The 14140-nt window shown below is 70.2% G+C and carries 13 protein-coding genes; 10 read left to right on the top strand and 3 right to left on the bottom strand.

All coding sequences use genetic code 11. The features are described from left to right. Positions 1 to 66 precede the first annotated feature (66 nt). The 7 genes from iolC (at position 67) to ACZ5VQ_RS25300 (ending at position 8823) form a co-directional block, all read left to right on the top strand. Positions 67 to 1044, top strand: coding sequence for a 5-dehydro-2-deoxygluconokinase (gene iolC / locus ACZ5VQ_RS25330; protein WP_469106860.1), 978 nt, complete (start codon positions 67 to 69; stop codon positions 1042 to 1044). After that, on the top strand, positions 1034 to 1906 hold the full coding sequence (locus ACZ5VQ_RS25325) for a Cgl0159 family (beta/alpha)8-fold protein (protein ID WP_469106859.1): 873 nt from the start codon (positions 1034 to 1036) through the stop codon (positions 1904 to 1906). The genes iolC and ACZ5VQ_RS25325 overlap by 11 nt, the downstream gene beginning before the upstream one ends. Beyond that, positions 1903 to 2784, top strand: a complete 882-nt coding sequence (iolB, locus tag ACZ5VQ_RS25320; protein WP_469106858.1) for a 5-deoxy-glucuronate isomerase — start codon at positions 1903 to 1905, stop codon at positions 2782 to 2784. Before ACZ5VQ_RS25325 ends, iolB begins: the two co-directional genes overlap by 4 nt. Then, positions 2781 to 4658, top strand: a complete 1878-nt coding sequence (gene iolD, locus ACZ5VQ_RS25315; RefSeq protein ID WP_469106857.1) for a 3D-(3,5/4)-trihydroxycyclohexane-1,2-dione acylhydrolase (decyclizing) — start codon at positions 2781 to 2783, stop codon at positions 4656 to 4658. Before iolB ends, iolD begins: the two co-directional genes overlap by 4 nt. 30 nt (positions 4659 to 4688) lie before the next feature. Next, positions 4689 to 6185 carry a CoA-acylating methylmalonate-semialdehyde dehydrogenase gene (locus tag ACZ5VQ_RS25310; protein ID WP_469106856.1) on the top strand — a complete coding sequence of 499 codons (1497 nt, stop codon included), beginning with the start codon at positions 4689 to 4691 and terminating at the stop codon, positions 6183 to 6185. Positions 6186 to 6593: 408 nt separating this feature from the next. Next, positions 6594 to 7790 carry a Gfo/Idh/MocA family protein gene (locus ACZ5VQ_RS25305; RefSeq protein ID WP_469106855.1) on the top strand — a complete coding sequence of 399 codons (1197 nt, stop codon included), beginning with the start codon at positions 6594 to 6596 and terminating at the stop codon, positions 7788 to 7790. Positions 7791 to 7824: 34 nt separating this feature from the next. Further along, positions 7825 to 8823 carry a sugar phosphate isomerase/epimerase family protein gene (locus tag ACZ5VQ_RS25300; protein WP_469106854.1) on the top strand — a complete coding sequence of 333 codons (999 nt, stop codon included), beginning with the start codon at positions 7825 to 7827 and terminating at the stop codon, positions 8821 to 8823. Between the two features lie 239 nt (positions 8824 to 9062). Here the strand turns inward: ACZ5VQ_RS25300 and ACZ5VQ_RS25295 are convergent, their stop codons facing one another. Beyond that, entirely contained in the window at positions 9063 to 9560 is a 498-nt protein-coding gene (locus ACZ5VQ_RS25295) for a PNPOx family protein (protein ID WP_469106853.1), read from the bottom strand. Continuing rightward, a complete protein-coding gene (locus tag ACZ5VQ_RS25290; protein ID WP_469106852.1) occupies positions 9557 to 10228 on the bottom strand; it encodes an SDR family NAD(P)-dependent oxidoreductase in 672 nt (223 codons plus the stop codon). Before ACZ5VQ_RS25290 ends, ACZ5VQ_RS25295 begins: the two co-directional genes overlap by 4 nt. 185 nt (positions 10229 to 10413) lie before the next feature. Between ACZ5VQ_RS25290 and ACZ5VQ_RS25285 the strand changes: the two genes are divergently transcribed. The 3 genes from ACZ5VQ_RS25285 (at position 10414) to ACZ5VQ_RS25275 (ending at position 12566) form a co-directional block, all read left to right on the top strand. Beyond that, positions 10414 to 11100 carry a TetR/AcrR family transcriptional regulator gene (locus ACZ5VQ_RS25285; RefSeq protein WP_469106851.1) on the top strand — a complete coding sequence of 229 codons (687 nt, stop codon included), beginning with the start codon at positions 10414 to 10416 and terminating at the stop codon, positions 11098 to 11100. 386 nt (positions 11101 to 11486) lie between these two features. Next, a complete protein-coding gene (locus ACZ5VQ_RS25280; RefSeq protein WP_469106850.1) occupies positions 11487 to 12086 on the top strand; it encodes a TetR family transcriptional regulator in 600 nt (199 codons plus the stop codon). 150 nt (positions 12087 to 12236) lie between these two features. Further along, positions 12237 to 12566, top strand: a complete 330-nt coding sequence (locus tag ACZ5VQ_RS25275) for a UTRA domain-containing protein (RefSeq protein ID WP_469106849.1) — start codon at positions 12237 to 12239, stop codon at positions 12564 to 12566. Here the strand turns inward: ACZ5VQ_RS25275 and ACZ5VQ_RS25270 are convergent. Further along, a complete protein-coding gene (locus ACZ5VQ_RS25270; protein WP_469106848.1) occupies positions 12523 to 14010 on the bottom strand; it encodes an alginate lyase family protein in 1488 nt (495 codons plus the stop codon). The genes ACZ5VQ_RS25275 and ACZ5VQ_RS25270 overlap by 44 nt on opposite strands. Positions 14011 to 14140: the final 130 nt, after the last annotated feature.

Here is a 14140-nt window from a genome sequence, read left to right as displayed (position 1 = left end):
ATTAAAGCGCTTTAAATCCACTCCTGCCTCATTCCGGGACTCCGGACCGAAGGGAACACCAGCGTGATGCCGTTCGAAGTGCTGACCATGGGCCGCGTGGGAGTGGACGTATATCCGCTCCAGACCGGTGCGGGACTGGCCGAGGTCACCTCGTTCGGCAAGTACCTGGGCGGCAGCCCGACCAACGTCGCCGTGGCCGCCGCCCGCTACGGCCGGACCTCCGCCGTGATCACCAAGACGGGCCAGGACCCGTTCGGCGACTTCGTCCGCACCGCGCTTGACGGTTACGGCGTCGACAACCGCTTCGTGGGTACGTCGGACATCGCGCCGACCCCGGTGACGTTCTGCGAGATCTTCCCGCCGGACGACTTCCCGTTGTACTTCTACCGCCTTCCGAAGGCACCCGACCTGGACATCCGGCCGGATGAGCTCGACCTCACGGCGGTGGGTGACGCGCGGATCCTCTGGATCACCGGCACCGGGCTGAGCGAGGAGCCGAGCCGTTCGGCGACCCTCGCCGCGCTCGCGCACCGGGCGAAGTCAGGGCCGACGGTCTTCGACCTGGACTGGCGGCCGATGTTCTGGTCCGAAGACGTCAGCGGCTACCGTCTCGGGCCGGCCGAGGCACGTGCGTACTACGCCGAAGCCCTGCGCCACACCACCGTCGCCGTCGGCAACCTCGACGAGTGCGAGGTCGCCACCGGCGAGCGCGAGCCGTACGCCGCCGCCAAGGCCCTGCTCGCGGCCGGGGTTGAGCTCGCTGTGGTCAAGCAGGGCCCCAAGGGTGTCCTGGCGATGGACCGGGACGGCTCGGTCACCGAGATCCCACCGGTTCCGGTGGACGTGGTCAACGGGCTAGGCGCCGGGGACGCCTTCGGCGGGGCACTGTGCCACGGCTTGCTGTCCGGCTGGGACACCCCCCGCACCATCGCCTTCGCCAACGCCGCCGGGGCCATCGTCGCCGGCCGCCTGTCCTGCTCCGACGCGATGCCGACCGAGGCCGAGGTCGACGCCAAGCTCCGCGAGGTAAGCCATGCCGTCTGACAAGATCTCCCGCATCGTGGACGCCCGCGTCAACGCCCCCGGCGCCATCACGGCGGCAGCCGCACGCCGCGTCAGGGCAACCTCACTGCGCGGCGAGCACGGCAAGGCGATGATCATCGCCGCCGACCATCCGGCCCGCGGTGCCAACGGCGTCGGGAGCGACCCGACCGCCATGGCCGACCGCTTCGAACTGCTGGACCGCCTGTGCACCGCTCTGGAGCGGCCCGGCGTGACGGGTGTGCTGGGCACGGCCGACATCCTGGAAGACCTCCTGCTGCTCGGCGTCCTGGACGGCAAGAGCGTCTTCGGCTCGATGAACCGGGCCGGACTGGCCGGTTCGGTGTTCGAGATCGACGACCGTTTCACCGGCTACGACGCCGAGACCATCGCCGCGATGGGCTTCGACGGCGGCAAGATGCTCACCCGCATCGCCCTCGACGACCCGGCCACCCCGGCAGCCCTGTCCGAGACCGCGCGTGCCGTCGACGAGCTGAACGACCGTCGACTCATAGCCATGGTCGAGCCGTTCATGTCGGCATGGCAGGACGGCAGGATCCGCAACGACCTGTCGACGGACGCCGTCGTCAAGTCCGTCACGATCGCGTCCGGGCTCGGCCGACGTACCGCCTACACCTGGCTCAAGCTCCCGGTCGTCGCCGACATGGAGCGCGTCCTGGCCTCCTCGACCCTCCCGGCACTGCTGCTGGGTGGTGAGGTGACCGACCCGGAGGCGGCGTTCGCGTCCTGGGGCAAGGCTCTCAAGCAGCCCACCGCGCAGGGCCTGGTCGTGGGCCGCTCCCTGCTCTATCCGTCCAACGGCGACGTCGCCGGTGCGGTGGACAAGGCGGTGAGCCTGCTGTGACCGACACGAGCAAGTACCACCTGCCCAAAGGGACTTCGGCCGACGGACCGTACGACCTCCTGGTCACGCCCGAATCGGCGGGCTGGGGATACTCCGGCCTGAGGATCCTGACCCTCAAGCCGGGCGAGGCACACGCCCTGTCCACCGGGGATTCCGAGTTCCTGGTCCTGCCGCTGGCGGGCTCCTGCACCGTCACCACGGACGGCAGGGCCTTCGAACTCGCCGGTCGGACGGGCGTGTTCGCCTCGGTCACCGACTTCGCCTACCTGCCTCCCGAGTCGGAGGCCCTGATCAGCAGCGCGCAGGGAGGTCTGTTCGCGCTGCCCTCCGCCCGTACCGAGCAGGGAGGTCACTCGGCTCGGTACGGGCCCAAGGAGGGCGTGCCCGTGGAACTGCGCGGCGCCGGGGCGTGCTCGCGGCAGGTCAACAACTACTGCCTGCCCGGCACCTTCGAAGCCGAGCAGCTACTGGTGTGCGAGGTACTGACGCCGGGCGGCAACTGGTCGTCGTATCCGCCGCACAAGCACGATACGGCCCGGCCCGGCGTCGAGTCGGAGTTGGAGGAGATCTACTACTTCGAGGTCGCGGGAGACGGGAACGGCTTCGGCTACCAGCGGGTCTACGGCACTCCCGAGCGCCCCATCGACGTGCTCGCCGAGATCCGCTCCGGTGACACCGTCCTGATACCGCACGGCTGGCACGGCCCCTCGATCGCCGCGCCCGGCTACGACCTCTACTACCTCAACGTCATGGCCGGCCCCGGCCAGGACCGCGCCTGGCTGATCTGCGACGACCCCGCCCACGGCTGGGTCCGCGGCACCTGGGCGTCCCAGGACGTCGACGACCGGCTTCCCTTCGAAGGACTCAACGAGCGATGAGCACCGTCCGACTCACCACCGCCCAGGCCCTGGTCCGCTTCCTGGCCGGCCAGTACAGCGAACGCGACGGCCAGGAGCAGCGCCTCATCCCGGGCATGTGGGGGATCTTCGGGCACGGCAATGTGGCCGGCATCGGCCAGGCTCTGCTGCAGGCCGCCGTCACCCAAGAGGCCGACCTGCCCTACTACCTGGCCCGCAACGAGCAGGGCATGGTGCACGCCTCAGTGGCCTACGCGAAGATGCGCGACCGGCTGGCGACCTTCGCCTGCACGGCGTCCACCGGGCCCGGCTCGACGAACATGATCACGGGTGCGGCGCTGGCCACCACCAACCGTCTGCCGGTGCTCCTGCTGCCCAGCGACATGTTCGCCACCCGCGCCGCCGACCCCGTCCTGCAGCAGCTGGAGGACACCCGGGGCGGGGACATCACCGTCAACGACACCTTCCGCGCGGTATCGAAGTACTTCGACCGCATCTCGCGCCCCGAACAGCTCATCCCCGCCGCTCTCGCGGCGATGCGGGTGCTGACCGACCCGGTGGAGACCGGCGCGGTGACGTTGGCGCTGCCGCAGGACGTGCAGGCCGAGGCGTACGACTGGCCGGTCTCCTTCTTCCGGCGGCGGGTGTGGCACGTGGGTCGCCCGGTCCCGGAGCCGGCCGCCGTCGAGCGGGCCGCGCGGCTGCTGCGCGGGGCACGGAAGCCGCTGATCGTGGCCGGTGGCGGCGCCGTGTACTCCGGTGCCGAGACCGCCCTGCGTGCCTTCGCCGAGGCCACCGGCATCCCGGTCGCCGACACCCACGCAGGCAAGGGCGCGGTGCCCTGGGACCACCCGTACGCGGTCGGCGGCATCGGCTCCACCGGCTCGTACGCGGCCAACGCGCTGGCCCGCGAGGCCGATGTCGTACTCGGCATCGGCACCCGCTACAGCGACTTCACCACCGCCAGCCACACCGTCTTCGGCAACCCTGACGTCACGTTCGTCAACCTCAACGTGGCCCGCCTGGACGCCGTCAAGCACTCAGCCGAGCCGCTGGTGGCCGACGCCCGGCTCGGCGTCCAGGCCCTCGCGGGAGCGCTGACGGACTGGGAGGTCGAGCCGGAGTACCGCGACCGCACACGCCAACTCATCGCCCGGACACGGGAGATCGAGGACAAGTGCTTCAACGTCGGCCACGGTCCACTGCCCGCCCAGACCGAGATCCTCGGCGCGCTCAACGAGGCGCTGAGCGACCGTGACGTCGTCATCAACGCGGCCGGTTCCATGCCCGGGGACCTGCAACAGCTGTGGCGGGCAAGGGATCCGAAGGCCTACCACGTCGAATACGCGTACTCCTGCATGGGCTACGAGGTCGCCGCCGGCGTCGGCGCCAAGATGGCCGACCCCACCCGCGAGGTCGTCGTCCTGGTCGGCGACGGCTCGTATCTGATGATGGCTCAGGAGATCGTGACCATGGTCTCCGAAGGACTGAAGGTCATCATCGTCCTGATCCAGAACCACGGCTTCGCCTCCATCGGCGCCCTCTCGGAGTCGCTGGGATCGCAGCGCTTCGGCACCAAATACCGCTACCGGGACGGCGATTCCGGGCAACTCGACGGCGACATCCTCCCCGTCGACCTCGCCGCCAACGCCTCCTCCCTGGGCGCCGATGTCCTGCACGCCACCACCGTCGACGAGTTCCGCACCGCGATGGAGAAGGCCAAGGCGTCCACTCGCACCACCGTCGTGCACGTCGAGACCGACCTCTACGGCCCGAACCCGCCCGGCCACGGCTGGTGGGACGTCCCCGTCAGCCAGACCTCCGCCCTCGACACCACCCAGGCGGCCTACGACACCTACGCCGCCCACAAGCAGACCCAGCGGCACTACCTGTAAGACCCCGTCCCCGCAAAGGAAACCCTCACCGTGAAGACCATCCAGCACTGGATCAACGGTTCCCCCTCCCCGGGCTCCGCCTCCGACACCCAGCCGGTATTCAACCCGGCCACCGGACAGGAGCAGGCCCAGGTAGTCCTCGGCGGCACCGCCGACGTCGACACGGCGGTCCAGGCAGCCTCCCGCGCCTTCGAGACCTGGTCGGAGTCCTCACTCACCCAGCGCACCCAGGTCATGTTCGCCTTCCGCCAGCTCCTCGTCGACCACGAGGAAGAACTCGGCCGGATCATCTCCGCCGAGCACGGCAAGACCGTCGACGACGCGCGCGGCGAGATCACCCGCGGCCGGGAGGTCGTGGAGTTCGCCTGCGGCCTCGGCGACGTACTGAAGGGGTCCTTCTCCGACCAGGTCTCCCGCGGCATCGACGTCCACAACTTCCGCCAGCCCCTCGGCGTCGTCGCGGGCATCACGCCCTTCAACTTCCCCGCCATGGTGCCCCTTTGGATGCACCCCATCGCCATCGCCACCGGCAACACCTTCATCCTCAAGCCGAGTGAGCGCGACCCCTCCGCCGCCAACTTCGTCGCCGAGCTGTACCAGCGGGCCGGGCTGCCGGACGGCGTCTTCAACGTCGTGCACGGCGGCAAGGACGCCGTCGACGCCATCCTCACCCACCCCGGCATCGAGGCCGTCTCCTTCGTCGGGTCGACACCCATCGCCAAGTACGTGCACGAGCAGGCCACTTCGCACGGCAAGCGGGTCCAGGCCCTCGGCGGCGCCAAGAACCACGCCGTCGTACTCCCGGACGCCGACCTGGAGTTCGCCGCCAACCACATCACCGCCGGCGCCTACGGCTCCGCAGGCGAACGCTGCATGGCCGTCTCGGTGGCCGTCGCCGTCGGCGACGCGGCCGACGGCCTGGCCGAGATCCTGGAGCGCAAGGCCCGCGAGGTCAAGGTCGGCCCCGGCGACGTCCCCGGCACCGAGATGGGACCACTGGTCACCAAGGCCGCCCAGGAACGCGTCGAGAACGCCGTCGGCACCGCCGCCACGCAGGGCGCCACCGTCGTCGTCGACGGCCGCGGGCTGAAGGTCGACGGCCACGAGGAGGGCTACTTCACCGGCCCCTCCCTCCTGGACCACGTCACCACCGAGATGGACGCCTACAAGGAGGAGCTGTTCGGCCCGGTCCTCGCCATCGTCCGTGCCGACTCCCTCGACGAGGCGATCGATCTCATCAACGCCAACCCGTACGGCAACGGAACCGCCCTGTTCACCGCCTCCGGCGAAGCCGCCCGCCGCTTCCAGCGCAACGTCAAGGTCGGCATGATCGGCGTCAACGTGCCGGTGCCCGTGCCGATGTCGTACTACTCCTTCGGCGGCTGGAAGGACTCCCTCATCGGCGACTCCCCCATCCACGGCCCCGACGGCATCCGCTTCTACACCCGCCCCAAGGTCGTCACCACCCGCTGGCCCCAGCAGACCCAGCAGGTCGCCGCCGGCTTCAACTTCCCCACCTCCAACTGAGGATCCCCCCACAGCAAGCGGTAGGAGACGGCCATGGACCTCAGGGACGACATGCCCAAGGCCCTCACACCGAGCAACTCCCGCACGGACAACTCCTCACCGGAGGCCTCTCCGCGGCTGCGGATCATCACGGGATCGCCGCCTTCTGCGGGTTCCCCTTCGGCTACGACAACAGCGCCGTCTGCGGCGCGCGCCCCTTCATGGCCCTCTCCCCCGAGGCAGGCGGACTCGGGCTCACCCCACTGACCGAGGAGGTCATCGCCTCGTTCTTCGGCGCTCTGTACGGCGGGCGCCTCTCCGACCGCCGCGGACGCAGACGGACGGTCCTCGGATCGAGGGAGGCCATCGACTCCCATTTCCGTCGGCAGTTCGCCGCCTGGTCCCTCCTGACTTCTGAAAGGCACCGCCATGACCACGTCCGCAAAACCCCTCTCCGTCGCGGTGATCGGAGCCGGTATGGCCGGCCGCAGCCACGCGGCCGGGTACCGCAATGTCAACACGGTCTTCGGGGCCGGTCTCCCGCCGGTCCGGCTGGCCGCGGTAGCCGACGCCAATGTCGCGCTCGGTGAGGACGCCGCCCGGCGTTATGGCTTCGAGAAGGCGCTGCCGAGTTGGGAGGCGGTCGCCGAGGACCCGTCGATCGACGCCGTCAGCATCGTCGTAGGAAATGCTCTGCACCGTCCGATCGCGGAAGCGCTGGTCGCCGCCGGCAAGCATGTGCTGTGTGAGAAGCCGCTGGCCGGGTCGCTCGAAGACGCCCGTGCGATGGCCGAGTTGGAGCGCTCCGCCGAGGTGGTGACCGCGGTCGGGTACACCTTCCGTCGTTCGCCCGGCATCGCCGCCATTCGTGGGCATGTGCAGCGGGGCGAGCTGGGGGACCTGACGCTCTTCAGCGGTCGCTACTGGTGTGACTACGCGACCGACCCGAGCGGGCCGTTGAGCTGGCGGTTCAAGGGCGGTGCCGGTTCCGGTGCGCTCGGGGACGTCGGCTCGCACGTCATCGATGCCGCGGAGTATGTCGCCGGGCCCATCGTGTCGGTGTCCGGTGCCGCGCTGTCGACGCAGATCACCAAGCGGCCGCTGCCGCTCGGCGCGGTCGTCGGGCACAACGCGGCCCCCGTCTCGGACGAGGTGGGCGAGGTCGAGAACGAGGACACCGCCTCCTTCACCGCCCGCTTCGAGTCCGGCCTCGTCGGCACCTTCTCGGTGACACGCACCGGCTTCGGCCTTCCCAACGGGCTCGCCTTCGACGTCCTGGGCCTCGGCGGCCGGGCCGCGTTCGACCAGCACCGGCCCGCCGAGTACCTCTTCGACGACGCCCAGCCCCAGGCCCGTACCCGCGGTGCCCGGCAGATCATCGCCGGTCCGCAGATGCCGTACTTCGCGGGCGGGGTCCCGATGGAGGCGCCGGGTGTGGGCGCCAGCAACGCCGACAACTTCACCTACCAGGCCCGGGCCTTCCTCGACCAGGTCGCGGGCGTCGCCGAGCCGCTGCCGGCCTGCGCCACCTTCGCCGACGCGCTCCGGACCATGGAGATCATCCGGGCCGTCGTCGAGTCCTCCCACAACGGCGGCGCCGCCGTCACGGTCCCGCCCACCGCCTGACCTCCCACAGAGCCCGTAAAGAAGGAAAAGACACATGGCCCTCAAGCTCGGCGCCTACACCGCCTGTCTGCACGACCGCACCCTCCCCGAGGCCCTCGACATCCTCAAGGAGAACGGCCTGACCTCCGTGGAGGTCAACACCGGCGGCTTCATCCCCTCCCCGCACTGCCCGGTCGACCTGCTGCTGTCGTCGGCCGCCGCGCGCGAGGAGTACCTGGCGACCTTCGCCGACCGCGGGATGGAGCTGACCGGGCTCAACTGCAACGGCAACCCGCTCAACCCGCTGCCGGGTGTCGGACCGAAGCACGCGGACGACCTACGTCGCACGATCCGCCTCGCGGGTCTGCTCGGTGTGAAGCACGTCGTGACCATGTCCGGCACCCCGGGCTCGGACCCCGACGCCAAGTATCCCTCCTGGGTCGTGAACCCGTGGGACGGCGTCTACATGGACGTCCTGGACTACCAGTGGGGCGTGGCCGTCGAGTTCTGGAAGGAGATCGACGCGCTGGCCCGGGAGAACGACGTCCGGGTCGCCATCGAGATGCACCCGCACAACCTGGTGTTCTCCCCGGTCACCCTGAAGCGGCTCGTCGACGAGGCCGGCACGACGAACATCGGTGCCGAGATGGACCCGTCCCACCTGATGTGGCAGGGCATGGACGTCATCGCCTCCATCAAGTGGCTGGGCCCGCTGGTGTTCCACGCGGCCGCGAAGGACGCGACGCTCTGCGCCGGCGCCGACATCCGTGGCGTCCTGGACACCTCCTTCACCCGCGTGCCCGCCGACGCTCCCGGCAAGGTGCCCACCGGCTACGGGTTCTGGTGCAACGCCTGGCCGGAGAACCCGGCGTGGAAGTTCGTCGCCGTCGGCAACGGCAACGACGTCCCCTTCTGGACCGAGTTCCTGCGTGCCCTCGCCGACATCGACCCCGCCATGGCCGTCAACATCGAGCACGAGGACGCCGCCTATTCCCAGACCGAAGGACTCGCCCTGGCCGCCAAGAACCTCCACAGCGCCGCAGCCGCCCTGTAAGAACCACACCTGACGCCCTCTCGCAACTGGGCGCCCATACGACTGCCGCAGGTCCGGGCACCCGTTCAAAGAGCGGGTGCCCGGACCTGTGCCATGAGGACACCGCGCGCTTCACGGAAGCAAGTTCATGGTCACCCGCGGACAGCCGACGGCCATGTCGGCTACCTCAGCGCCTTTGGGCTGGACCGAGGTAGCCGACACGGCCGCGGCGGAGGCGTCTTCGCAGTGGGCCACCGGCCTTATGAGGGGGTCTCCAGCCGGAAGCGTACGAGCCGGGTCCTGGCCGCGGCCGTACGCAGTTCGTCGTCGGTGGGCCGCCGGTCGCCGGGGAGACCGAGCATCAGTCCCTTGGCCGCCTTCGCCCCCTTGCGGTCGACGAACTCACCCAGCAGGGCGGCCACTTCGGGGGTGTCCTCGATGACCGTGGGCACGGCCTCGTGGACCTCGCCCCGGATGCGCAACCGGACCGGGGAGCCGCCCCGCAGGCTGGGGATCCAGCCGAGCTGGGAGGACATGGCGAGCACCGTGCCGGGATCCCAGTCGAAGTAGCCGATGGGAACGGTGAACTCGCGTCCCGTCCTGTGCCCGTTGTAGGTGAGCAGCATCAGCCGTGCGCTGAGCGGTCGGTGGAGGCGGGAACCGAGCAGGGGACGTACGACCTTGTTGGCCGCGCGGAAGAACTTCACCGACGGCGGCTTGGGCCGCGCCGTGGGCGTCGGCCTGTCGGAGGCGCTCACCAGATGCCGCCGGGGACCGTGTGGACGATCTCGGGCCGGTCGCGCTTGGTGTGCGCGTCCCAGTAGTGCTCGGCGATGGTCTCGGGCTCGGTGCCAGGACCGCTGCCGATGAAGACCCCGATCGCCACATGGGCGGAGTGCACCCCGCGCTCGGCGAGGTCGATGTTGAGCGCCATGGCGTAGTTGCGCAGGGCGGCCGCGGCGATGCCGGTGGCGCCGAAGGCCCCGCCCAGCGGCCGGACCGAGGAGGCGCCGGTGGAGAACAGCAGGGTGCCGCTGGCGCGTTCGAGCATGGCGGGCAGTACCTGCCGGACCGCGGCAACGGCTCCGTACAGGTAGAAGTCGATCTGCCGCTGTATGTCCTCGGCTGTCGCATCCGCGGCGGCGGCGCCGGCGAGGGCATGGTCGGCGGGCGAGTACTCCAGCACGTCGACGGGGCCGAGCCGGTCGGCGACCGCGGCGAGGGCGGTCTGCAGCGACTCCGGCCGGGCCACGTCCGCGCTGAAGCCCGCCGCCTCGATGCCCTCCTCGACGAGGGTGGCGGCGAGCGTGTCGACCTTCTCCCGGGTCCGCGAGATCAGGGCGACCCGGAAGCCTTCCGCCCCGAAGCGGCGAGCGATGGACAGGCCCAGGCCGGGGCCTGCCCCGACGATGGCGATGACGGACATGGAATGCGCTCCTTGGTCGTGCGGATGGGAGGCAGTGCCACTGCCAGGCATGAGGGGCGCGGCCGTGGTGCCGGTGGTGGTCGGCGGCTCGGGGCTCCCGCCTCCCACGAAGTCGAGGGGTACCTCATGTTAGGCGATCGTAGCAGCTAAGATGAGGATCCCCTCAGGTTGATACCCTGGGCGGCATGACCATGGACAGTCCGTCCACCGAGAGCCCGGCCCCCGCCCGTCCCCTGCGGCGGGACGCGCAGCGCAACCGTGAAGCCCTGCTCGCCTCGGCCCGCGCCTGCTTCGCCGAACACGGCCTGGAGGCTCCCCTGGAGCAGGTGGCCAAGCGCACCGGGCTGGCCATCGGCACGCTCTACCGCCACTTCCCCACCCGGCTCGACCTGGTACAGGCGGTCTTCGCCGAGAAGACGGCTGTCTGGCGGGCGGCCGGCGAGAAGGCTGTCACCATGGACGACGCCTGGGCGGGGCTGTGTCACTTCCTGGAGACGATGTGCGAACTCCAGGCGGCGGACCGGGGGTTCAACGACCTGGCCTCCATACGGCTGCCGGAGACCGCCTGCCTGGCCGGCACCCAGACCCGCATCCACGAACTCGGTGTGCGCATCGTCGAACGCGCCCAGGAGCAGGGCAGCCTGCGCCCCGACCTCACTCCGGAGGACCTCGCCTTCGTGATCTGGTCGCACAGCCGCATCACCGAGGCCACCCACGACATCGCCCCGGGCGTCTGGCGCCGTCACCTCCACCTGATCCTCGACGGCTTCCGCGCCGACCGCGCCCGCCCGCTCCCCGAGCCGCCCCTCACCCCGGACCAGCTGTACCGGGCCATGACGCGTCTCGGGGGAAGCGGAACCCTTTCGGACTGACCGCCGCCAGCCAGTGCGAGACCTACGGCCGGCCTGCGGCGTCAGGCCGCCACCATGCCGCCGCCCGACGGCTTCCGCGCCACAAGCCGGCCGCCCGTGCGCCAGACGGCGACGAACCGGCGCGAGCGCACGTCGTCCTCCACGACCACCACTTCGCCACCGCGATGCCCTGCCCTGCCGCGTTCGTACGGCGCTCGGTTCGCATCGCCGTGTCGAACCCGCCCGCGGCCGATCACGCCCCCGGCCAGCTCGCCCAGCCCGACCGCCTCACCCCAACGGACTCCCTGCCGTTGCATCCCGCACCGGCCGGGAGCGACTGCGGCGACCGGGAATTCTGCACCAAGTGCAATATAGCAGTGAGTGCAACGGGCTGTATGATCACATACATGACAGGCAGGGAGGTGGCCCGCGAGGGCCTGCGCGAGCGGAAGCGGCGGGAGACACGCCAGCGCATCGCCGATGTCGGCATGCGGCTGTTCCTGACCAACGGCTTCGACGCCACGACCCTGGACATGATCGCAGCCGCCGCGAACGTCTCCCGCCGGACGTTCTTCTCCTACTTCGACTCCAAGGACGGCGTTCTCGAAACCTGGGAAGCCGGCCTGGAGGACGCACTGCGCACCGCCGTCACCGAACAGCCGCCCCTGCCCACGCCGCTGGCCGTGGTACGCCGGGCCCTGGCCCGGCTGGCCACTCGCTACGAGACGGACGAAGCCCTGGCGATCGATCGGTTGATGCGGTCGACGGAGACTCTCCTTGCGCGCAAGAAGGCCAACTACGAGCGCCAGGAGCAGACAATCGTAGACGCTCTGGCCGAACGCTGGCCGAGCCCGGACCGGCAGCACGCACTCCGGCTGACCGCCATGGTCGGGGTCGGCGCGCTGCGCCTCGCCATCGAATCCTGGAGCGCCGAGGAACATCGTGGCCCACTGAGCGACCACGTGAACGAGGCATTCGAGACGGTGCAGTTGGAGATGGCACCGTAACTCGCCGACAGGCACCTCCTTCACACCCGCTTCGACACACCCCGGCCAGGAACCCGCGCGCACGGCAAGCCTTTTGCGCCTCGCTTGCGCCCACTGTCGGCACGCCGCCACACGGCTCCGACGGGAGAGGGGGCGGGAGCAGCTCGATAATTGCACCGGTTGCACGCGCTCGTACTGGATGCGCGCACGCCCCGACCGCTGGACGCCCCCGAGGGCACGCCCGGGTTGGTCAAGGAGCAGGTGGTCCCCGACGCCGACGGGGTCCCGCAGGAGTTCGCGTACTCGCACTGGCGTGCCGACCGGGTCAGCTTCACCGCCAGTCGCCTCGATGTGGACGGCCCCGTCATCTCCGACCAGAGCGACCTCCCTGGGCCGCCGCGCCGGTCCCCGGGTACAGGTGGCGAGACCCCGTCCTCGCCACCCCGCCCGGTCGACGTTACGGCTGCTGCCGTGTGCCGGCACGGCGGCGCAGGGCGATGAGGCCGCCCACGATGGCCAGGACACCGGTGCCCGCGATGGCCGCGACGTCCCCGGCGCCGGTGACGGCCAGGTCGCCGCTGCCGCCCTGTGCCTGGACTCCGCCGTCGGCCGCCGAGGGGGACGCGGACGCGGCGGCACCGGACGAAGAGGCGGAGGAGGCCGCCCCCGTGGCCGTGGACGACGGCGCCTTCGTCGCCGTCGTAATGTCCCCCGCCTCCCGGGTGAAGGTCAGGGTGCCGAAGCCCAGGTGGTCGAAGCCACCGCCGCTGCCGTAGTCACCGCCGCCGCCCTCTGGACGGACCTTGGCAGCGATGGCGGTGACGAACGGGGCGTCGAGACCGCGACGGTTCACGTAGTGGTTGTAGATGCCCTCCCAGATCGGGCGCGCCTGACCCCGGCTGTTCTCGGAGGCGGCGGTGAGGGTCTCCTGGCCCGCCCAGACGCCGGGAGCACCCTTCTTCCAGGTGTACGGGGTGTACGGAACGTCCTGGCCGAGGTTCCACTTGGCCGTGTACTCGGCACCCTTGAGGAACCGGTTGTCGTCGTAGCCGTACAGGTCGATGCCCTGGTTCCAGGCCATCTCGCAGATGCTGGCCATCAGGCCGATGCTCAGCAGGGCGTGGCCCTGGTCGCGGCCGACCTCCACGACCTGTCCGAGGCCGCCGGGGTGGATGACGTTGATGGCGTTCTTGATGGAGCCGTTGCCCTTGCCGTCCTTGAAGTAGGCGACGGCCTCGTCGACCTTGGCCTTGTCGTCGCAGAGGATGCCGATGGCCAGCACGGAGGCGACCGTCAGCAGGTCCCAGCTGCCCCAGTAGTTGGTGACGAAGGCGCCGTTGTGGTTGACGAGGAAGTCGTGGTTCTTCGGGTAGAAGACGTTGAGCATCATCTTCTGGAACCGGGCGAGGTCGAAGCCGGTGTAACCGCGCATCAACTCGGCGGCGTTCGCGAACTCGTAGCCGTAGACACCCGCCGCGATGAACACGTCGCCGGTGCCGTCGAGCTTGGTCAGCTTGGCCGACCAGGCGTTGAGGATGTCGCGGGCGGTGTTCGCGTGGGCGGTGTCGCCGGTGACGTGCCAGCGCAGGGCGTTCTGGTACGCGGCGTGGATGTCGTTGTAGAGCGTGCCGTAGTTCTCCGGAGTGCCGCCGCCGCGGTACACCGTGGCCTGCGGGTTGGGGTTCCAGCCGCTCTGAGCGTGGGAGTTGGCGGCCAGCTTGGCGTAGCCCTCCTTCCAACGGCCGGCGCCCGCCTTCACCTTGGCCGCCATCCGGTCCAGGTCGGCCTGGGTGTGCAGCATGCCCGGGTGTGCGAACGCCTCGGCGGCGGCCGCGGTGGAGGCGGAGCTCAGCGCGGCCGCACCGGCCCCTGCCACGGCCACGGCACCCGCCAAGCGGAGGGCTCCGCGCCGGCTGATCGAGCGTCCACTGTTGTCCTGAATCACTGGCTGGCTCCTTGAAGTTCGGTCCGTACGCACAGGAGACGGGCGAGCCGCGCGGGGATAACAGAAATTTCCGTCTGGCAGGTAACCGATCACTGATTCCGTGTGGCGAGCCGTGCCATCTCCCGTTGCA

This window comes from Streptomyces sp. NPDC033178 (assembly GCF_055577685.1).
The sequence above is the reverse complement of the archived record's forward strand: the minus strand, read 5'-3'. Positions and strand labels throughout refer to the sequence as shown.